The organism is Actinoplanes sp. NPDC020271 (assembly GCF_044388125.1).
Lineage (GTDB): Bacteria > Actinomycetota > Actinomycetes > Mycobacteriales > Micromonosporaceae > Actinoplanes.
Window position 1 is genome coordinate 580,263 of sequence record NZ_JBIRWQ010000002.1, and the last position, 17,156, is coordinate 597,418.

18 protein-coding genes are annotated in these 17,156 nt (G+C 71.5%); 8 read left to right on the top strand and 10 right to left on the bottom strand.

The genetic code is table 11. From position 1 onward, the window contains the following. Window position 1: 1 nt before the first annotated feature. Window positions 2-418, bottom strand: coding sequence for an integrase (locus ACH442_RS06370; protein ID WP_396336880.1), 417 nt, complete (start codon window positions 416-418; stop codon window positions 2-4). A gap of 73 nt (window positions 419-491) precedes the next feature. Continuing rightward, window positions 492-2,096, bottom strand: coding sequence for a methyl-accepting chemotaxis protein (locus ACH442_RS06375; RefSeq protein WP_396336882.1), 1,605 nt, complete (start codon window positions 2,094-2,096; stop codon window positions 492-494). A 53-nt stretch (window positions 2,097-2,149) separates the two neighbouring features. Here ACH442_RS06375 and ACH442_RS06380 point away from each other — a divergent pair, with 53 nt between their 5' ends. Continuing rightward, window positions 2,150-3,022, top strand: coding sequence for a phosphotransferase family protein (locus tag ACH442_RS06380; RefSeq protein WP_396336883.1), 873 nt, complete (start codon window positions 2,150-2,152; stop codon window positions 3,020-3,022). Here the strand turns inward: ACH442_RS06380 and ACH442_RS06385 are convergent. Both ACH442_RS06385 and ACH442_RS06390 read right to left on the bottom strand, forming a co-directional pair. Continuing rightward, complete coding sequence (locus ACH442_RS06385) at window positions 2,955-4,208, bottom strand: MFS transporter (protein WP_396336884.1); 1,254 nt, start codon at window positions 4,206-4,208, stop codon at window positions 2,955-2,957. The two genes, ACH442_RS06380 and ACH442_RS06385, sit on opposite strands and share 68 nt — an antisense overlap. Further along, complete coding sequence (locus ACH442_RS06390) at window positions 4,205-4,741, bottom strand: helix-turn-helix domain-containing protein (protein ID WP_396336885.1); 537 nt, start codon at window positions 4,739-4,741, stop codon at window positions 4,205-4,207. The genes ACH442_RS06385 and ACH442_RS06390 overlap by 4 nt, the downstream gene beginning before the upstream one ends. 129 nt (window positions 4,742-4,870) lie before the next feature. On the opposite strand from ACH442_RS06390, the gene ACH442_RS06395 reads away from it, so the two are divergent. The 3 genes from ACH442_RS06395 (at window position 4,871) to ACH442_RS06405 (ending at window position 7,262) form a co-directional block, all read left to right on the top strand. Then, window positions 4,871-5,482, top strand: coding sequence for a hypothetical protein (locus ACH442_RS06395; RefSeq protein ID WP_396336886.1), 612 nt, complete (start codon window positions 4,871-4,873; stop codon window positions 5,480-5,482). 66 nt (window positions 5,483-5,548) lie between these two features. Further along, entirely contained in the window at window positions 5,549-6,970 is a 1,422-nt protein-coding gene (locus ACH442_RS06400) for a WGR domain-containing protein (RefSeq protein ID WP_396336887.1), read from the top strand. A 16-nt stretch (window positions 6,971-6,986) separates the two neighbouring features. Further along, the gene (locus ACH442_RS06405; RefSeq protein ID WP_396336888.1) at window positions 6,987-7,262 is read left to right on the top strand and encodes a hypothetical protein; all 276 of its coding nucleotides are present in this window, start codon (window positions 6,987-6,989) and stop codon (window positions 7,260-7,262) included. A gap of 170 nt (window positions 7,263-7,432) precedes the next feature. Here the strand turns inward: ACH442_RS06405 and ACH442_RS06410 are convergent, their stop codons facing one another. Together ACH442_RS06410 and ACH442_RS06415 are read right to left on the bottom strand one after the other, a co-directional pair. Further along, window positions 7,433-8,065 carry an AbfB domain-containing protein gene (locus tag ACH442_RS06410; protein ID WP_396336890.1) on the bottom strand — a complete coding sequence of 211 codons (633 nt, stop codon included), beginning with the start codon at window positions 8,063-8,065 and terminating at the stop codon, window positions 7,433-7,435. A 354-nt stretch (window positions 8,066-8,419) separates the two neighbouring features. After that, a complete protein-coding gene (locus ACH442_RS06415) occupies window positions 8,420-8,641 on the bottom strand; it encodes a hypothetical protein (RefSeq protein WP_396336891.1) in 222 nt (73 codons plus the stop codon). Between the two features lie 503 nt (window positions 8,642-9,144). Between ACH442_RS06415 and ACH442_RS06420 the strand changes: the two genes are divergently transcribed. Next, window positions 9,145-10,380: a PQQ-dependent sugar dehydrogenase gene (locus ACH442_RS06420; RefSeq protein WP_396336892.1), complete on the top strand. Its 1,236-nt coding sequence runs from the start codon at window positions 9,145-9,147 to the stop codon at window positions 10,378-10,380. Here ACH442_RS06420 and ACH442_RS06425 read toward each other — a convergent pair. Beyond that, on the bottom strand, window positions 10,353-11,837 hold the full coding sequence (locus ACH442_RS06425) for a glycosyl hydrolase (protein ID WP_396336893.1): 1,485 nt from the start codon (window positions 11,835-11,837) through the stop codon (window positions 10,353-10,355). The genes ACH442_RS06420 and ACH442_RS06425 overlap by 28 nt on opposite strands. Window positions 11,838-12,039: 202 nt before the next feature. Next, window positions 12,040-12,480 (bottom strand): universal stress protein, encoded by a 441-nt coding sequence (locus ACH442_RS06430; RefSeq protein ID WP_396336894.1) that lies wholly within the window; start codon window positions 12,478-12,480, stop codon window positions 12,040-12,042. A gap of 166 nt (window positions 12,481-12,646) precedes the next feature. Between ACH442_RS06430 and ACH442_RS06435 the strand changes: the two genes are divergently transcribed. The 3 genes from ACH442_RS06435 to ACH442_RS06445 all read left to right on the top strand — a co-directional run bounded on the left by ACH442_RS06435 (window position 12,647) and on the right by ACH442_RS06445 (window position 15,344). Then, complete coding sequence (locus tag ACH442_RS06435) at window positions 12,647-13,954, top strand: radical SAM protein (RefSeq protein ID WP_396336895.1); 1,308 nt, start codon at window positions 12,647-12,649, stop codon at window positions 13,952-13,954. Between the two features lie 464 nt (window positions 13,955-14,418). After that, complete coding sequence (locus ACH442_RS06440) at window positions 14,419-14,730, top strand: MazG-like family protein (protein WP_396336897.1); 312 nt, start codon at window positions 14,419-14,421, stop codon at window positions 14,728-14,730. Further along, window positions 14,727-15,344: a pentapeptide repeat-containing protein gene (locus tag ACH442_RS06445; protein ID WP_396336898.1), complete on the top strand. Its 618-nt coding sequence runs from the start codon at window positions 14,727-14,729 to the stop codon at window positions 15,342-15,344. The genes ACH442_RS06440 and ACH442_RS06445 overlap by 4 nt, the downstream gene beginning before the upstream one ends. Window positions 15,345-15,650: 306 nt before the next feature. On the opposite strand, the gene ACH442_RS06450 is transcribed toward ACH442_RS06445, so the two are convergent. Together ACH442_RS06450 and ACH442_RS06455 are read right to left on the bottom strand one after the other, a co-directional pair. Further along, window positions 15,651-16,631, bottom strand: a complete 981-nt coding sequence (locus ACH442_RS06450; protein WP_396336899.1) for an AraC family transcriptional regulator — start codon at window positions 16,629-16,631, stop codon at window positions 15,651-15,653. Further along, a complete protein-coding gene (locus ACH442_RS06455; protein WP_396336900.1) occupies window positions 16,619-17,095 on the bottom strand; it encodes a DUF1772 domain-containing protein in 477 nt (158 codons plus the stop codon). The genes ACH442_RS06450 and ACH442_RS06455 overlap by 13 nt, the downstream gene beginning before the upstream one ends. Between the last annotated feature and the right edge of the window lie 61 nt (window positions 17,096-17,156).

A 17,156-nucleotide genomic window follows, 5' to 3' on the forward strand; every position in this document is an offset into this window, starting at 1 on the left:
CTCAGCCCCGCTGGCGGGCGTGGAAGGCGAGCACCCGGTCGGTCGGGTCGGCGCCGTGCGGTGTCCGCAAGCGATCAGTCAGCACGAAATCCGGCAGAGCGAACGCGTCGGAATGCTGCGTCTCGGTCAGCGCGAACGTCCCGCCGCGGCGGGACGGGTCCCACCCGGTGCGCAGGGCGAACAGGATCAGCGCCCGCACGTCGGCCGGAGTGGGGTAGGAACCGTCGGTGGCGCAGCCCCACGGGCCCACGAACAGCGACAACAGGTCGGCCTGCAGTGCCTGCCCGGCTTTGCCGGTGCCCCAGACCCGCACCCGGACACAGCGGTGCCAGTCCCGGTCGCCGCGGACATGGTGGATCTCGGCCCGCCAGGTGAAGACCCGGGAGCCGTGCCGCAGCTGCCGTAGCCGAGTCCTCACACGCCTCACCTCCCGACCGATCCTGCCACAGCCCGCCGGGCCGGGTCCGCCCGCAGGCCCGCCCGGGCGCGACCTAGTGACGGAAGGTGGTGACCAGTCCACTGAGCTCGGTGGAGAGCCGGGCCAGTTCATCGGCCGCCTGCTGGGACTGCGCCACGCTCTCGCTGGTCACGCGGGCCGCCTCGGCCACGCCGCTGATCGTGGTCGCGATCTCCGACGTGCCGTTCGCGGCCTCGCCCACGTTGCGGTTCATCTCCGCGGTGGTGGCCGTCTGCTCCTCGACCGCGGACGCGATGGTGGTCTGGAAGTCGCTGATCCGGCCGATGACCTGACTGATCTGCTCGATCGCGGTGACCGCCCCGGCGGTGTCGGTCTGGATCGTCTCGACCCGCCGGGAGATGTCCTCGGTGGCCCGGGCGGTCTCCTGGGCGAGATCCTTCACCTCGGAGGCCACCACGGCGAAGCCCTTGCCGAGCTCACCGGCGCGGGCCGCCTCGATGGTGGCGTTGAGCGCCAGCAGGTTGGTCTGCTCGGCGATCGCCGTGATCACCTTGATGACGTTGCCGATCTCGGCCGAGGACTCGCCCAGCTTGCTCATCGTCGTGGTGGTGGTGGAGGCCAGCCGGACGGCTTCCCCGGCCACCTGCGCCGCCTCGGCGGCGTTCTGCGAGATCTCCCGGATCGAGGCGCCCATCTCGTCGCTGCCGGCCGAGACGGTGGCGATGCTGCGGGAGATCTCCTCGGCCGCGGCCGACACCGACTGCGCCTCCGTGGCGGTCCGGTCCGCGGACGCGGCGATCTGCACCGCCACCCCGGACATCTGCTCGGTCGCGCCGGCCAGTGAGGCGGCCGACTCGTCGATCGTGGACACGGTCTGCCGCAGCCGGCCGATGGCGGTGTCCAGCGCCCGGCCCATCTGACCGGGCTCGTCGCGGGAGGTGAGCCCGCTGGTGTGGGTGAGATCGCCGGTCGCGAGGGCGTCGCAGACCGTCCGGACCCGGGCCAGCGCCCGCATGATCGCCGAGGCCACCAGCACGCCGAGGCCGAGCGCGAGTGCCAGGCCCAGGACCAGCAGCGTGATGGAGAGCATCCGGCTGGACGACGACCGGGACCGCGCGGAGGCGGCCGAGGCGGACGCGTCGTCGCGCTCGGCCTTGCTCAGCGCCGCCACGTCGGCTTCCAGCTTGGCGGCGAGCGGCCCGATGGTCTGCTCGTTGATCTGCGTCCAGGCGGCGTAGTCGTTGTTCGCCGCGGCCGCGGCCTGCTTGTCCTGGGTCGCGGTGACGAACGCCGCCCAGTTCGCGTTCAGGTCGTCGACGACGACCTGGTCAGCGGCGAAGGTGCCGGCGACGTAGCTGTCGATGGCGGCCTGCACCGTGGCCAGGTCCGCGGTGTACGCCTTGTTGTACTTGATGCTGGTCGCGTCGTCCGGCGCGACCGCCGCCGTCGCCAGGTCGAGCCGGGCCCTGGTGATCGCCGTGTCGATCTGGCCGACCTGATCGATGTTGGCGACGTTGTTGTCGTAGATCGCCTGCGCCGAATCCGCGGCCCGCTTCAGGGCGACCAGCGTGACCAGCCCGACCACGAGGGCCACCAGGGAAGCGGTGACGATGGCGGTCAGGATCTTCGTCCGTACGCTCAGATCGCCGAACAGCCGGCGGGGCGATGCGCTGCTCATGATCTTACGGTAGGGCGCACCCGGCGGGCCGCGGTGAAGGATGCGGCAGACTGATGCCGATGTGGCGTGAGTGGGTGGAGAGAGAAGCGCTGCCCGGCCGGCGGGTCGTCGAGGCCCGCGAGCTGACCGGCGGCTACAGCAACCAGAACGTCCGGCTGACCATGGACGACGGCAACGCCTACGTGCTGCGGACGATTCGCGGCGCCGACACCGGTCCGGTCGAGGCGGCGCTGGCCCATAGACTGGCCGGGGTCGTCCCGGTGCCCGAGGTGATCGCCACCGGCGACCGGATCCTGCTGGCCCGCTTCGTGCCGGGCCGGATGCTCGGCGAGGCGCTGGCCGGAGACGGCGATGCCGCGGCGCTCGGCCGCGCGGTGGGGCAGACCCTCGCGCGGATCGGGACGGTGACGTTCGGGGCGCCGGGCTTCTTCAGCGGCGCGACCCTGGAACCCGACGGGACCGAACCGGCCGAGGGGCTCGACCGGTGGGTCGACCGCTGCCTGGCCGAGGGGAACGCGGACGGTCACCTGACCGCGGCCGAACAGCGGGCGCTGCGCGATCATGCCGCCCGGAACGCCCCGTTGCTGGAGGCGGTGCACGGCTCGCGACAGCTGGTGCACAGCGACTTCAATCCGAAGAACCTGCTGGTCGTACGCAATGAAGTGGTTGCTGTTCTGGATTGGGAGTTCGCCTTCAGCGGACCGCCGCTGACCGATGTCGCGAACATGCTGCGCGACCCGCGGCCGCCCGGCTTCGCCGAGGCGTTCCTCGAGGCGTTCCGGGGCGAGGGAGGCTTTCTGCCGCCGGACTGGCGGGAGCTTTCCCGGACGATCGACTTGTACGCCGTGGCGGACTTCCTCAGGCGTCCCCCGTCCCACCGATACTTCCGGCGGTCGATCGCCCGGATCCGGGATCTGCTCGCCTGACCGACCGCAGACCGCGGCTCGTCGCCGCGACGACGGTGGCGACGGCGACCGCGAGGGTGAAGACGAGCGTCGACGCGGCGCCGCTCGCGTGGGTGACCAGGGTGCCGGCCAGCAGCGGGGCGGCGGCCTGCGCCGAGCCGGCGCCCAGGAAGATCACGCTGAGCACGCGTCCCTGCAGGTGGTCGGGGGTGGTCGCGGCGAGATGGCCGAAGAGCGCGGCGTTGGCGGCCGGCGCCAGCAGCAGCGTGACCGCGACCGGTGCGGCGGCCGTGACGCTGCCGGTCAGCAGCGCGCTGACCAGGAAGAGGGCGGTGGCGGCGGCGCAGATCGTCCGGGCCAGCGGGGCCAGCCCGAACCGGCGCTGCAGGACCGGGGCGACGAACGCGCCGACCAGCCCGCCGACGCCGATCACGGTCTCGGCCAGGCCGATCACCGCCGGGGCGATGCCCTGGCGCTGCAGGGACACGACGATCGTGAAGATCACGCCGGTGACCGCAAAGTTCAGCGGCGCGGCGATCAGGAGCACGGCCCGCAGGAACGGCTCGCGGGCCACGAACGCGACCCCACCGGCCAGCGCCGACCGGAGACGCTCGGGCTGCGGGGGCCGCTCGTCCTGGAGCGGGCGGCGGATCAGGGTGACGCCGACCATCGAGGCCAGATAGGACACCGCGTTGCCGACGAACGGGAGCGCGTGACCGATCCCGAACAGCAGGCCGCCGAGCGGCGGGCCGGCCAGCGACACCCCGTAGCCCCGGGCCTCGTTGCGGGCCACCGCGCCCGGCAGCTGGTCCGCCGCGACGATGCTGCGCAGCGCGGCCTGCTCGGTCGTGCCGAAGACGGTGCCGGCGCCGGCGTCCACCACCGCGACCACGATGATCACCCACAGGTGGGCGTGACCGGTGACGATCAGCGCGGCCAGGGCACCGCAGGCGAGCAGCCGGGCGGCGTCGGCGGCGAGCATCGCGCGGCGGCGGTCCACCCGGTCGGCCAGCACGCCGGCCGGCAGGCGGCAGACCAGTGAGGTGACCTGACCGACCGTGCCGACGACCCCGGCCTGCACCGCGGAGCCGGTCAGGAAGAGCACCAGCAACGGCAGCGCGAACCGGGCGACCGCGTCACCCAGCTCGGAGAGGACCTGGCCGCCCCAGAGCAGGTTGAACTCGCGGTTGCGCCAGAGCGAGGTCACTCCGCTGTCCGATACGGATAGGCCTGCACGGCGAGCACGACCGTCTCGGCGCCCGGCGCGTCCGGCCCGAGGTCGTGCTCGTCGATCACCCGGCGCACCTCGGCGCGCAGCGCCGCCAGCCCCTCCGGGGTGGTGCGGATCGCCTGGTCACCGAAGCCGGCGGCCTCCTGCCACGGGGCCGGCCAGTCCTGCGCGTGGAATGTCTCGGCCAGGTCGCTCCAGACCGCGTGCGCGGCGCGATTCAGCGCCGTCATCAGCTCGTCGCCCTGACCCGGCAGCGTGGTCGTCGGCTGCGCGGCCTTCCACCAGCGCTCCCGGCCGCGCACGCCCCGGCCCAGCTCGGGCGCCTCGTCGACGAACCCGTGCTTGTGCAGCATCCGCAGGTGATGGCTGGTCTGACCGGAGTCGGTGGTCAGCCGCCGGGCCAGGATCGCCGAGGTGGCCGGGCCGTCGAGGCGCAGCGAGCCGAGGATGCGCATCCGCATCGGGTGGGCCAGCGCACGCAGCGCCTCGACCGGCCGGACGTCCGTCATGAATGCAAAGTAATTGATGCATAGGACGCTCTGCAATGACCGATCGACTTTCCGACATGTCTTACGGAAAGGGGATACCGGTCGATAGGCTCGGGCCGTCCACAAAGGTCCCGACGATCAAGGATCTCGATGTCCGGCAACGGGGTGGCCGTGCTGGCGGTCGCCGTTCTGCTCCTCGCCGCCTGCTCCGAGCCGCAGGTCACTCCCGAGGTGGCCACGACGGCACCGGCGCCGCCCGGGGCCTGCGGCGTGACCGGGTCCGTCCCCGGCGGGGCGACGCTGGTGGCCGCGGACGTGCCGGTCGACGGGCGCACGAGCGTGCAGTACACGGTGCTCGGCGCCGACACGTGCGGTGGCGGGGTCGCGGGGCGGCCCGACCGGTGCGGGACGTTTCCGTGGACGACCGAACGGAACCTGTACGCGCTCGGCGGGCGCGGATGGTTGCAGGTGGCGGTGGGCTCGGCCGTTCGCGAGCAAATCGTCTTCTCGGCGGCGGGAAGCAGTTTCGCGGATGCCTATGCGCAAGCCGCCCAGGACTGTGGGTTCTCGACGTTGACCGTGCTCGACGGTGATCCGGTCACTCTGGAGCGCAGCCGGGACGGGCGCGCCGAGATCGTCTATCTGACCGGGCGCTCGGTGATCTGGACGGCCAGCACCGATCCGGCCGTCGACGTCGCCGGGCTGGTCCGTCTCGCCGGGGTTGCCGAGCAACGATCCGCCCTGGTCACGACGCCGTCCTAAGTTTTGTCAGACCCTCTCGCTACGGTTTCCGCATCTTCCGGCCGACCATGGCGAAAGGTGGCACCGATGCCTGCCGACACGACGTACCTCGAACTCTCCGAAGACGGCGGGAGTGCGCACAAGTTCTACGAGGTGACCGTCGACGACACCGAGGTGACCATCCGCTACGGGCGGATCGGTGACCAGGGCCAGACCAAGCGGTCGTCGTTCACCACACCGGAGAAGGCGAAGGCCGAGGCGTCGAAGAAGATCGGGGAAAAGGTCCGCAAGGGGTACGCGACGGCGGTGCTCGGCGGCCGGCAGAAACGTTCCGTGTCACGGCGGCACATCGTCAGCACCCGCTCGACGGCGACGCGCGCGCCGATCCTGTGGCGCTACGCGTCGGGCAGCCCCGCGTTCGGCATCTTCGTCGACGACGACGTGTGCATGGTCGGCAACGAGAGCGGCCTGATCACCACCCTCGGGCACGACGCCACCGTGCGGCAGCAGTTCCGCCTGCCCGACGGGGTGAAGTGCATCGTCGCCGACGACGGCTGGATCTACGCGGGCTGCGACGACGGCAACGTCTACGACCTGTCGGGGAAGGTGCCGCGCCTGGCCTACCGGATCGCCCCGGAGATCGACATCTACTGGCTGGACATCCATGACGGCGTCCTCGGGGTCTCCGACGCCAACGGCGGGATCTCCGCGATCGACCACGAGGACGAGTTCCTCTGGCAGCGCCCCGGCCGCGGCAACTCCGCCTGGATGGTCCGGTGCGACGCGACCGCCGTGCACCACGGGCACTCCGGCGGGGTGACCAGCTACGACTGGCGCACCGGCAAGGAGAGGTGGCACACGAAGACCGGGCCGGTGCTGTTCGGCTGGCAGGAACGGGACACGCTCTACGCCGGCACGTCCACCCGGCAGGTCGTCGAGCTCGGCAAGGACGGGCGGGAGCGCCAGGTCTACCGGTGCGACGCCGCGGTCTACTCCTGCGCCACCGTGGAGGACGGGCGCTACGTGTTCGCCGGCGACAACTCGTCGTCGATCTACTGCTTCGACACCAACGGCACCCGGCTGTGGAAATTGTCCACGGGGTGCGGGTCCGCGTTCTCCATGCAGTATCGGAACGAGCGGCTCTACATCGTCACCACCGACGGCACGCTGGCCTGCATCGACGCCGGCGAGGCGGCGATCCGGGCGGCCGTCGACGGCACCGTCCCGCAGGCGGTGGACGTGAAAGCGCCGCCGCGCATCGAAGCGGTCGCGCCGTCGACGACGGTCGAGGTCGTCCACGACGCGGCCGACGGGGTGCTGGTCGAGTGCGTCGAGGTGGGCGGGCGGCTGCGGATCCGGGTGCTGTCCGCGGGTTACCACCAGGACTGGCAGGTGCAGTTCCCGAAGGGGATCCGCGAAGCCGGCAGCCGGTTCGTGGTGAGCGGGGTGCGGGAGGCCGCCCGCGGTGGCTTCTACCGCGCCTACGGCGATGTCCGTCGCCTGCTCTGACCTTTGTCGTTCGGCCGTGCGTCGCAGCCTCTTCGTCGATGTCACCTTCGAGACCCTCGCCGGCCTCGCGGCCGTCCTGGCGGCGCTCGGCGCGGGCGGCGTCACGCTGGAGGTCGACGTCGAGCGGGACGGCACGGCCCGGCCGGCTGCCGGGGATGACCGCGTGCTCTGTGTGAGCACCGACGGCGACTACACCTGGGCGGTCCGGCGGCCCGGCGAGCGCGACGCCGTCCTCGCCGAGATGGTGCGGACGATCGGCGCGGGGCTTCCGGTGACGTTCCGCCCGGCGTGACCCGGCGGTGAGCCGGGCGGCAGCTTCCTGCCGGCGCCCGCCCCCGCCCTCATCTCGTTCGCGCCCTACGCCGACTCGCCGGTGGGCCTGGGCTGGTATCTCGACGAGCTGGAAGCGCTGCTCAAGCCGCTGCGGCCGGTGCCGATACGGGGCCGGGAACGAGCCTCGACTCAGGAGACGGCCGGAGCCTGGAGGGTGAAGGTGCTGTCGGCCTCGAAGGAGTCGCCGGACGGTTTGTCGATGTAGAGGTCGGCGTCGCGGCGGTGCAGGAAGTAGTCCGGGTAGTTGATCGAGCGGACGCGGAACGAACCGGCCGGCTGGTCGTCCTCGGCGCAGAACGTGGCGTCCTTGCGGAACAGGTCTGAGTCGTCCTTCGCGTCGAAGCGCAGGCGATAGTTGAAATGCCGGAGATACTTGCCGTCGCCGTCGCGGAACGTGAAGCACGAGTCGTCGGCGAGACCCGCGACGATCGTCAGCGGCTCGGCGACCTCGGAGAACGTGGCGAACTCGCCCTTCACGGTGAGGTAGGACTCCTTGTCGCCGGCCGGGGAGACCAGCCACGAGCCGGTGGCCAGCCCGCCCGGTGCGGTCCGGCTCGGCGCCGCGGCCGGTGACGACGCGACCGGGGCGGAGGAGGCGGCGGCCACAGGCGTCGGAGTGGAGGGCGGCGAAGGGGAGCGCATGACGAAGTAGACCCCGGCCGCCACGACAGCCACCGTGGCCGCGGCCACCAGGGCCAAAACGCCGGGGTGCAGGCGGCGGCTGTCCCGGGCGTTCACGCCGCCTTGGCCGTAAATGGTCATCGCTGTTCCTCCTGGTGCATGCGCGACCGACCACTCTACGGTCCCGCCGCGAGCCGGCCTGCCGTGAGTCGGGCCTGCCGTGAGTCGGGCCTGCCGTGAGTCGGGCCTGCCGTGAGTCGGGCCTGCCGTGAGTCGGGCGGTCGTGAGCCCTGCCGCCGTGAGCCGGGCGCCTGCGAGGTGGGGCAGTGCGGGGTCGTGCAGTGCGGGGGTCGGGGTGGCGCGGCCGGGGTGGCGCGGCCGGGGTGGCGCGGCCGGGCTGGCGACGGTGGGGCACCTGGGGGATACCCCACCGCGGGCATCAGCCGGCGTCGGCCAGGACGGCGAGGGCCCGGGCCGCCCGTGAGGGGGCTCGGCTCAGCTGGCGTCGGCGAGCGCGGCAAGCGCCTGCGCGGCCTTGAAGTATTTGTTCCGGCCGAGCTCGCCGATGGTCTTGACGCCCAGCGCGTCACGGATCGACTTGCCGCCGGCGGCGCTGACGCCGGCCAAAGCCTCGACCGGGGCGTCGAGGATCTCCTCGAGGGACTTGTCCTGCCAGGCCTTGTCGAGAACCTTGTGCAGGTCGGCGTTGATCGCCATGTTTCCTCCGCGTATGGGACCGATCCACTCCATAGTGGATCTTGCTGGCCGCGGAGTCTAACGGATCGGATTCCCCGGTTGCCCGGGGCGGCGCGCAGTCGCCACGGTTCGCCGGAAACACCTCGGCCGTGCCGTCGGCGAAGGTCACTGCGAACACCGGACGCCTTCGCGGACCCCATGCTCGTCGCGTTCTTTCCGGTCGCTGTGCGGGGCAGGCGCGCGGCGGGCCTTTCCTCCGGGGCGAGATCGCGACGGTGCTCCACCCTTTCGGCGTGATCATCGCCGAGGTCAGCGGCGACCTCACCGACGACGGGCTCACCGATCTCGCCCGGGCCGGCGCGAACTGCGCCTCGCCGTGTCGCCGGGCGGCGGCGCGTTCACCCACTTCGGCGTGGTGTTGCCGGACTTCGCGGGCTGGGCGCGCCAGACGTTCCCGGACGTGCCGACCCGGCAGCCCGCCCGTTCGCGTGGTGCCCACCGCGACGAGTCAGTACCGTCGCAGGATGAACTCGGTTGTGCGTGGCCTTCTGCCCGGCATCGCCGGGCTCGTCCTGGTCGGTTGCACCTCCACGTCGGCCGCTCCGGCGGCCCCGACGCCCCCGGCGGCCGGCCCGCTGACGACGATGACCGTCCGCGGGACCGATCACCGGATCCAGGCCCCGGCCGGCTGGTCGGTCGCGCTCTGGGCGAGCCTGCCCGGGGCACGACTGCTGGCCTGGGCGCCGGACGGCAAGTTGCTGGTGTCGCGCCCGAAGTTCGGTGACGTCGTCGCGTTCACCCCGGGTGCGGCGCCGCAGCAGACGACGCTCGTGCAGGGGCTGAACCAGCCGCACGGGCTGGCGTTCCAGGGCGACACGCTCTACGTGGCCGAAAGCGATCAGGTCAACGCCTTCACTTACGCCGCCGGTGCGGTGTCCGGGCGCAAGGTGGTGGTCGGTGGCCTGCCCGACGCGAAGAGCCCTGAGCTGGGCGGCGCCTACGCGCACGCGTTGAAGAGTGTCGCGATCGGCACGGACGGCTCGATCTACGTGTCGGTCGGCTCCACCGGCAACGTGTCGGCGCAGGATCGTGCGGCCGGCCCGGAGCGCGCGACGATTCTCAAGGCCCCGCCCGGCGGTGGCACTCCCACCGTGTTCGCCCGGGGCGTGCGCAACGGGACGGGGCTGGCGATCGCCCCGGACGGCGCGGTGTGGACGGCCGTCAACAACCGGGACAACATCGCCGACCCGGCTGACGGCAAGGTGAAGCCGGACTATGTGAACGACCATCCGCTGGAACCGCTGGCGAAGTTGACGCAGGGGCGGGACCTCGGGTGGCCGTACTGCAATCCGGATCTTGATCTTGACTGGGACCGCGATGTTCAGCTCAACCGTGACGGCTCCGAGCTCGACTGCGCGGCGCTCCCGCGGATCGAGCAGGGGATGGGGGCGCACTCGGCCCCGCTCGGGTTGAGTTTCGCGTCGCTGCCGGCGCCGTTCGGGGCGGGCGCGCTGGTCGGCGTGCACGGCTCGTGGAACCGGAAACCGCCGCGCGCGCCCGAGGTGTCGTTCTTCGCCTACGCGGACGGGAACCTCGGCCCGCAGCGCACACTGCTCGGCGGGTTCCAGGATGCCGGCGGCAACCGCTGGGGCCGCCCGGTCATGGCAGTGCAAGGCCCCGACCGGGCCATCTACGTGAGTGATGACCTGGCCGGGGCGATCTATCGGGTCAGTCAGGACATCGCCACGTCGTCGAAGTAGACGATGCCCGAGTTGTCGGCGGACTTCAGGTGCAACTGCACGCTGGCGGCCCCGGCCGGGGCGACCGTGTCGACGACCAGCTTGGTCCAGGTGGTGTTGCCGACCGGCAGACGGTTCGAGGTGGTCTCGCTGAGCCACTTGCCGTTCGCGTCGAACCAGCTCAGCGAGATCTCGGTGATGCCGGTCGCGTTGAAACCGCGGGCGTAGGCCTCGGCCCGCCACTTGTAGTTCGGCTGCACCGGCGTGATCGGGGCGGTCCGCATCGACGGCAGGCCGGCGCTGGTCCGGGTGGTGCCGGCGAACTTCAGCGAGTACGTGCCGGTGCGCGCCGTGCCGGTGACGACCGTGCCGACCCCCGCGTCGGGCTGGTTGACCTTCCAGGTCAGCTCGTTCGCCGGCGCCTCGAAGCCCAGGTTGAGGTAGGAGTTCGGCATCGTGCCGGTGGTCCACGCGGTCCGCACGACCGAGGCGGCGAGCTTCGCGGTGCCGTCGGCGCGGTACAGGCCGAACGTGTACTGCGCCGGGATCGTCGACACGATCGACTGTGCCGGGATCGCGCCGTCCGAGAAGTCGTTCAGCGTCCACGGCGCCACCGAGCCGACGCCCGCCTCGGTCGCCGCGCGGAACACCCGGGCCAGGTAGGCGGCCTGCTCGCCCTCACTGGTCGCGCCGCTGCTCACGCCGGTCTCGCCGATCACGATCGGGCTGGGGGAGACGGCGGCCTGCGCCTTGCGGATCTCGGCCAGCGAACGCTCCGAGTTGCCGTAGAAGTGGAAGTCGTAGTAGTCGAGCGGAGTACTGACCAGCGACGACTTGATCTTCGCCATGCCGGCCGCGCCGGTGCCGCCGTCGACCGAGAGCGTCAGCGGCATGGTCGGGGCGACCGCCCGCACCGCGGGAATGATCTGCTTGACCCAGGTGACGGCGGCCGTGTCGTCCGGCTGGAACTCGTTCTTCACCTCGACCGCGATCACCCGTGGGTCGTCGGAGTAAGGGCCGAGGATCGCCTGCGCCCAGGCGACGCTGCGGGCGACCTCGCTGTAACCGGCCCACCAGTCGAAGAGGGTGAGCTTGACCGTCATGCCGTAGGAGTCCGCGATGCTGACGAACTTGCGCAGCCTGTCGGTGTACTCGACCTTCGGCGTCGGGTAGCCGAACGCGTCCGGGAAGACGATGACCCGCACGTTGGTGGCGCCCAGCTCGGCCGCCTCGGCCAGGTCGGCGTCGACCTTGACGGCGTCGAAGTTCGTCCACATCGCCGACCAGCCGGCGTCCGACGGGTAGTAGTTGATGGTCTTGGCGACCTTGACCGCGGCCAGGCGATCGGCCAGGGTCGGCGCGGCGGCGTCGGCGGTGACCGCGGCCTGCGCCGGCGAGGCGATGCCGACGGTGCCCATCAGCAGCGAGGACGCCACGAGCGAAGTCGCCAGGAGGGTGGCACGGAGTCGGTTGTGCATCGGGGGGAGCCTCTCGCCAAGGTTGCTTTTCGGGGGCGCCCTTTTCGATCGGCGGGTCTCACCCCGGTTGCAGACCTTGGCTGAGGGCAAACAAGTTGCAGAAGGGGAGCGTGGATTCCGGGCGACGACCCGGATCGGGGCCCCTGTGGACCCTGGAGTTGCGACTCGGTTGCGACCGTTTCAGATCAACATCAAGATCCGCTTACGGTACGACCGTGACCGGCCACTTCCCACATCGGACGAGCTTGCCGGCGAGCGACCCGGCGATCCGGTGCAGCATGCCCGCCGAACGCCCCACGATCACCGCGTCGGCCCGCGCCTCGCACGCGGCGGCGGTCAACTCCGTGAACGGCTCGCCGGTGCGCACCACCAGCTCCGCCTGCACGCCGAGCTGCGGAAGGTACTCGTCGAACGTGCTGCGCAGCTCTTTCTCCACCGCGTCCTGCGCCTCGATGGCGGTGGTCGTCGCGCACCCGCCGGCGTCGCCCAGCGGCAGCAGCGCCGGGGGATTGGCCCGCACGTAGACCGCGATCAGCCGGCAGCGCTGCCGGCGCGCCATGCCCACCGCGTACGCCGCCGCGCGCAACGACGGCGTCGACCCGTCGATGCCCACCAGGATCGATCCCGGTCCGTCCCCGCCCATAGCCGGCCACCTATTAAATGAACGTGCAGCGTTCAGTTAAACAGACTGTATCCCGACGGAAACCGTTCAGCAAAGAGCGGGAGCAGCATCACGCTGGTGACAGGGCCGTTCGTCACGCGATCACGGGCGGCCTAGCCTGGGGGTGAACCGAGCGCCAGGAGGAGCCATGGAGTCACGCACCGACCTCATCGAGGACTTGATGAGCCGCTTCCCGCACGTCCCCCGGGAAGCGGTGATCAAGGAGGATCTGCTGCGTGGCGGGCTGGCGTTCGACGACTCGGCGCTGACCGACAACGAGAAGGGCGACGTCAAGCCCAAGTCGTACTTCATCTTCTCGTTCGACCACCGCACCCTCCCCGAGCTGGGCGAGGCCGCGCTGCGCCGCCCGCCGGAGGAGATCGTGCTCACCGGCGGCCCCTATGACCTGCGTCGCACGGTGGTGTCGGTGCGGACGAACCCGTCCTCGCCGTACCGGGTGAAGCCGGACGCCGACGGCCGGCTCACCCTCTTCCTCGACGACCGGCCCATCGCCGAGGTCGGCCTTCCGCCGATGCCCGAGTACTACCGGCACACCCTCGCCAACGGCAAGCAGGTGATGGAGGTCGCACCCACCATCCAGTGGGGCTACCTCGTCTACCTCACGGTGTTCCGCGTCTGTCAGTACTTCGGCGCCAAGGAGGAGTGCCAGTACTGCGACATCAACCACAACTGGCGCCAGCACAAGGCGGCCGGCCGCCCCTACACCGGGGTCAAGCCGGTCGACGAGGTCCTCGAGGCGCTCGCGATCATCGACAAGCACGACACGCTGAAGACGTCGACGGCGTACACGCTGACCGGCGGCAGCATCACCTCGCAGGTCGGCGGCAAGGCGGAGGCCGACTTCTACGGGCAGTACGCGCAGGCCATCGAGGAGGCGTTCCCGGGTCGCTGGATCGGCAAGGTCGTCGCCCAGGCCCTGCCCAAGGCCGACGTGCAGCGCTTCAAGGACTACGGCATCCAGATCTACCACCCGAACTACGAGGTGTGGGACAAGCGCCTGTTCGAGCTGCACTGCCCCGGCAAGGAGCGTTACGTCGGCCGCGAGGAGTGGCACCGCCGCATCCTCGACTCGGCCGAGATCTTCGGCCCGCGCAACGTCATCCCCAACTTCGTCGCCGGCATCGAGATGGCCGAACCGTTCGGCTTCCGGACCGTCGACGAGGCGATCGAGTCCACCACCGAGGGCCTGCAGTACTTCATGTCCCGCGGCATCACCCCGCGCTTCACCACGTGGTGTCCGGAACCGACCACGCCCCTGGGCAAGACCAACCCCGACGGCGCCCCGCTGGAATACCACATCCGGCTCCTCGAGGCGTACCGCGCGACGATGGAAGCCAACGGCCTGACCAGCCCGCCCGGTTACGGCCCGGCCGGCGCCGGCCGCGCCGTCTTCTCCGTCAGCTCCTTCATGGACAGCCTCCCGGCCGAGAACTAGATCAAATTCAAGACCCTTTTTGCCTATCTCCGCCGGGGTACGGACCGTCGCTCCCGCGGGGACCCTTCCGGGTCTCGCAGGGCCGCGGGCGGCCCAGAACGCGAGACCCGAAAGGGCGGCCTCCGTGGGTGGGCACGGTCAGAACGCCACACCCGGACGACCGGTTCAGGCTGTCCGGACCCCGTGGGCGAGGCCCGAGCCCGTCGACCGGTTCGGCTGTTCCCGGGTTCGTGACCGGGCGCGGTCACCCCGGCGCGAGGTCCGCGGCTGGGTCGCGGAAGGCCCGCGCCGGCCGGGACCGGGACCCGCGCCGGCCGGGACCGGGACCCGCGCCGGCCGGGACCGGGACCCGCGCCGGCCGGGACGGGGACCCGCGCCGGGTGCTCGGGCCGGGCCGGAGCTCGCGGACCGGGTGGAGGCGAGCCGGTGCGGGGTGGGGGAGCAGGGCGGGCATGATGGCGGGCGTGAGTGATGACCTGATCTGGGCCGAGGCCCGCCGCTGGCGTGCGCACCTGGACGCCAGCAACGGCACCGACCCGAACGAGCTGACCCTGCGCATCCTGAAGATCACCGAGGAGGCGGGCGAGGCGGCCCAGGCGTGGATCGGGGTGCAGGGCCAGAACCCGCGCAAGGGCGTGACCCACACCGTCGACGACGTGGTGGGTGAACTCGCCGACGTCGTGTTCAGCAGCCTGGTCGCGATCGCCAGCCTGGGCGCCGACCCGCATCAGGCCGTGACCGCCGTCGTGCAGAAGGCGTCGGGGTACCTCGAGTGATCACCCTGCAGCCGTTCGACGGCGAACTGGAGCGCGACGAGGACTACACCGGCATCCACCTGGACGGCGGCGAGTTCGACGACGCCGAGGCCGGCAACACCCGCTTCGACGAGTGCGCGTTCACCGCGACCACGTTCACCGGCGGCGACCTGGGCAGCGCCCGTTTCGCCGACGTGCGGATGACCCGTACCCGCTGGATCGGCACGACGTGGTCGGAGGCGGACCTGCTCGACGTCACGATCACCGACAGTGTCCTGGCCGGCGTCCAGGCGCACGGCGGCACCTGGCGTCGCGTCGTCCTGCAGGGCTGCAAGCTGGACAGTCTCAACCTGCGCGCGACCCGCCTGCACGACGTCGATTTCCGTGACTGCGACCTGACCGAGGTGGACTTCGGCTCGGCGACGCTGACCGGGGTCACCTTTCCCGGTTCGACGATCTCCCGGGCCCGGTTCACCCGCGCGGCCGTCAAGAAGCTCGACTTCCGCAAGGCCCGGTCGCTGGACGTCGCCGAGGGCTGGGACTTCCTGCGCGGCGCCGTGATCGACCATGACCAGCTGCTGGAGTCCGCCGCGGCACTGGCGCAGACGCTGGGGATCCAGGTCCGGGATCGTTGACCGCCCGGGATCGTCGGCTGCGATGATGGTCGATGTGAGCAGGGCGGCCCGATCCTCGCCGCCGCCCACTTCGACACCGCTCTGACCAGCCTCGACGAGATGCTCACAGCGCGCCGGGACCACCGGTCGCGGTGACGTCCCCGCGAATCCGGGCGAGCGTGGCATCCGGGTTCAGCGCCCGCACGACCGCCTCGGTGAGGGTCGCCGTCGATCCGCGACCGGTCGTCCGGTGTGACCGCGAGCAGGCCGGTCAGGGGTCGCCGTCGATCCGCGACCGGTCGTCCGGTGTGACCGCGAGCGGGCCGGTCAGGGGCGGGCGAGGACGACGACGGGGGACGACGTGGGGGCGTACGCGGTGAAGTGCTCTTCCGGGGTCTGCCGCCGGAACTGCTGCGGGCTGACGCCGTGCTCGCGCTTGAACGCCGCGCTCAACGCGAAAGCGCTGCCGTAACCCACTTGCCGGGCCACCGCCTCCAGGGTCGCGTCGGGGGAGCGCAGCAGGTCGGCGGCGAGGGTGAGGCGCCAGCCGGTCAGGTACGCCATGGGCGGCTCGCCGACCAGTTCGGTGAACCGCCGCGCGAGCAGCGAGCGCGACACCCCGGCCCGCGCGGCGAGGGTGGCGACGGTCCACGGCTTGTCCGGTGCGGAGTGCAGCAGCCGCAGGGCCGGCCCGACGATCGGGTCGCGCCCGGCGCGGTGCCACGCCGGGACGCCGTCGTCGGGGCCGGCCAGCCAGGCTCGCAGGACCGAGACGAGCAGCAGGTCGAGGAGTCGGTCCAGCACCAGCGCCTGACCGGGATCATTTCCGGACATCTCGGCGGTGAGCAGCCCGACCAGGGTCCGGTCGGTGCCGGCGGCCGGCTGGACCAGGACGGCCGGCAGCGCGCCGAGGAGGCGGCGGCTGACCTCGCTCTCCAACTGGTACGTCCCGGTGATCATCTCGGTGCCGGTGCCGACGGGGTCGCCCCAGCTGCGCACGCCCAGGTGTGCTTTGGGCACGCCGTCCACGGTGGTGCAGACCTGACCGGGGCCGATGATCGTCTGCCAGGGTGTCGACGGGTCGTCGGCGACCGTGTACGGCTCCGGCCCGCGGATCACCGCCACGTCGCCCGGGCCGAGGCGGACCGGCGAGTCGTGGATGATCTGCGCGGATCCTCGCACGAGTGTGACCAGGGTCAGCGGCGCCCGATCCTGGATGCGCAGCGCGAACGGCGGCTCCAGCACCGTGCGCAGCAGGAAGGCGCCGCGCGCGCGTGGCCCGTCGAGCAGCCCGGTCAGCGTGTCCACCTCGCAACCATCGCACAGCCCAGGCCGAGCAGCGCCAGCGTGCTCAGCACCGTGCGAGCGTGGTTGACCGGCACCCACGTGCCTTCGAAGTCCTGCCGGGCGCGCGTCGCGTCGGCCAGCGACGCCGCGGCGAGCTGGTCGTTCAGCGGCACCGCGACCGCGACGGTGAGGATCAGGACCATCAGGTAGAGCCCGGCCGCGGCGATCGTCCACCACATGGCGGCGCGGTCGCCGGAGCGGTAGAACAGCGCGGCGGCGACCACCGGGAACACCAGCGCCCCGAAGAAGACCAGGAAGAACACGCCGTTCTGGATGGACGCGTTGAGGTGCTGCATCGCGGTGACGAACGTCCGGTCGTCCACGGTGCGCAGCCCGGGCATCACCGAGGTGGAGAAGGCGAAGAAGACCCCGGCCATCAGTCCTGTGGAGAGCAGCGCGGCCAGGAGGAACAATCGCTGTGTCATGTCCCCAGTCCACCGTCGTCCGGCCGGACGGACCATGGCCGCGCATCCCCGATGCATACGC

Excerpts from the sequence above, each read along its gene's own strand:
- ACH442_RS06375 (WP_396336882.1), bottom strand. The coding sequence starts at position 2,096 with ATGAGCAGCGCATCGCCCCGCCGGCTGTTCGGCGATCTGAGCGTACGG.
- ACH442_RS06380 (WP_396336883.1), top strand. The coding sequence starts at position 2,150 with ATGCCGATGTGGCGTGAGTGGGTGGAGAGAGAAGCGCTGCCCGGCCGG.
- ACH442_RS06390 (WP_396336885.1), bottom strand. The coding sequence starts at position 4,741 with ATGACGGACGTCCGGCCGGTCGAGGCGCTGCGTGCGCTGGCCCACCCG.
- ACH442_RS06395 (WP_396336886.1), top strand. The coding sequence starts at position 4,871 with ATGTCCGGCAACGGGGTGGCCGTGCTGGCGGTCGCCGTTCTGCTCCTC.
- ACH442_RS06400 (WP_396336887.1), top strand. The coding sequence starts at position 5,549 with ATGCCTGCCGACACGACGTACCTCGAACTCTCCGAAGACGGCGGGAGT.
- ACH442_RS06410 (WP_396336890.1), bottom strand. The coding sequence starts at position 8,065 with ATGACCATTTACGGCCAAGGCGGCGTGAACGCCCGGGACAGCCGCCGC.
- ACH442_RS06415 (WP_396336891.1), bottom strand. The coding sequence starts at position 8,641 with ATGGCGATCAACGCCGACCTGCACAAGGTTCTCGACAAGGCCTGGCAG.
- ACH442_RS06420 (WP_396336892.1), top strand. The coding sequence starts at position 9,145 with ATGAACTCGGTTGTGCGTGGCCTTCTGCCCGGCATCGCCGGGCTCGTC.
- ACH442_RS06425 (WP_396336893.1), bottom strand. The coding sequence starts at position 11,837 with ATGCACAACCGACTCCGTGCCACCCTCCTGGCGACTTCGCTCGTGGCG.
- ACH442_RS06430 (WP_396336894.1), bottom strand. The coding sequence starts at position 12,480 with ATGGGCGGGGACGGACCGGGATCGATCCTGGTGGGCATCGACGGGTCG.
- ACH442_RS06435 (WP_396336895.1), top strand. The coding sequence starts at position 12,647 with ATGGAGTCACGCACCGACCTCATCGAGGACTTGATGAGCCGCTTCCCG.
- ACH442_RS06455 (WP_396336900.1), bottom strand. The coding sequence starts at position 17,095 with ATGACACAGCGATTGTTCCTCCTGGCCGCGCTGCTCTCCACAGGACTG.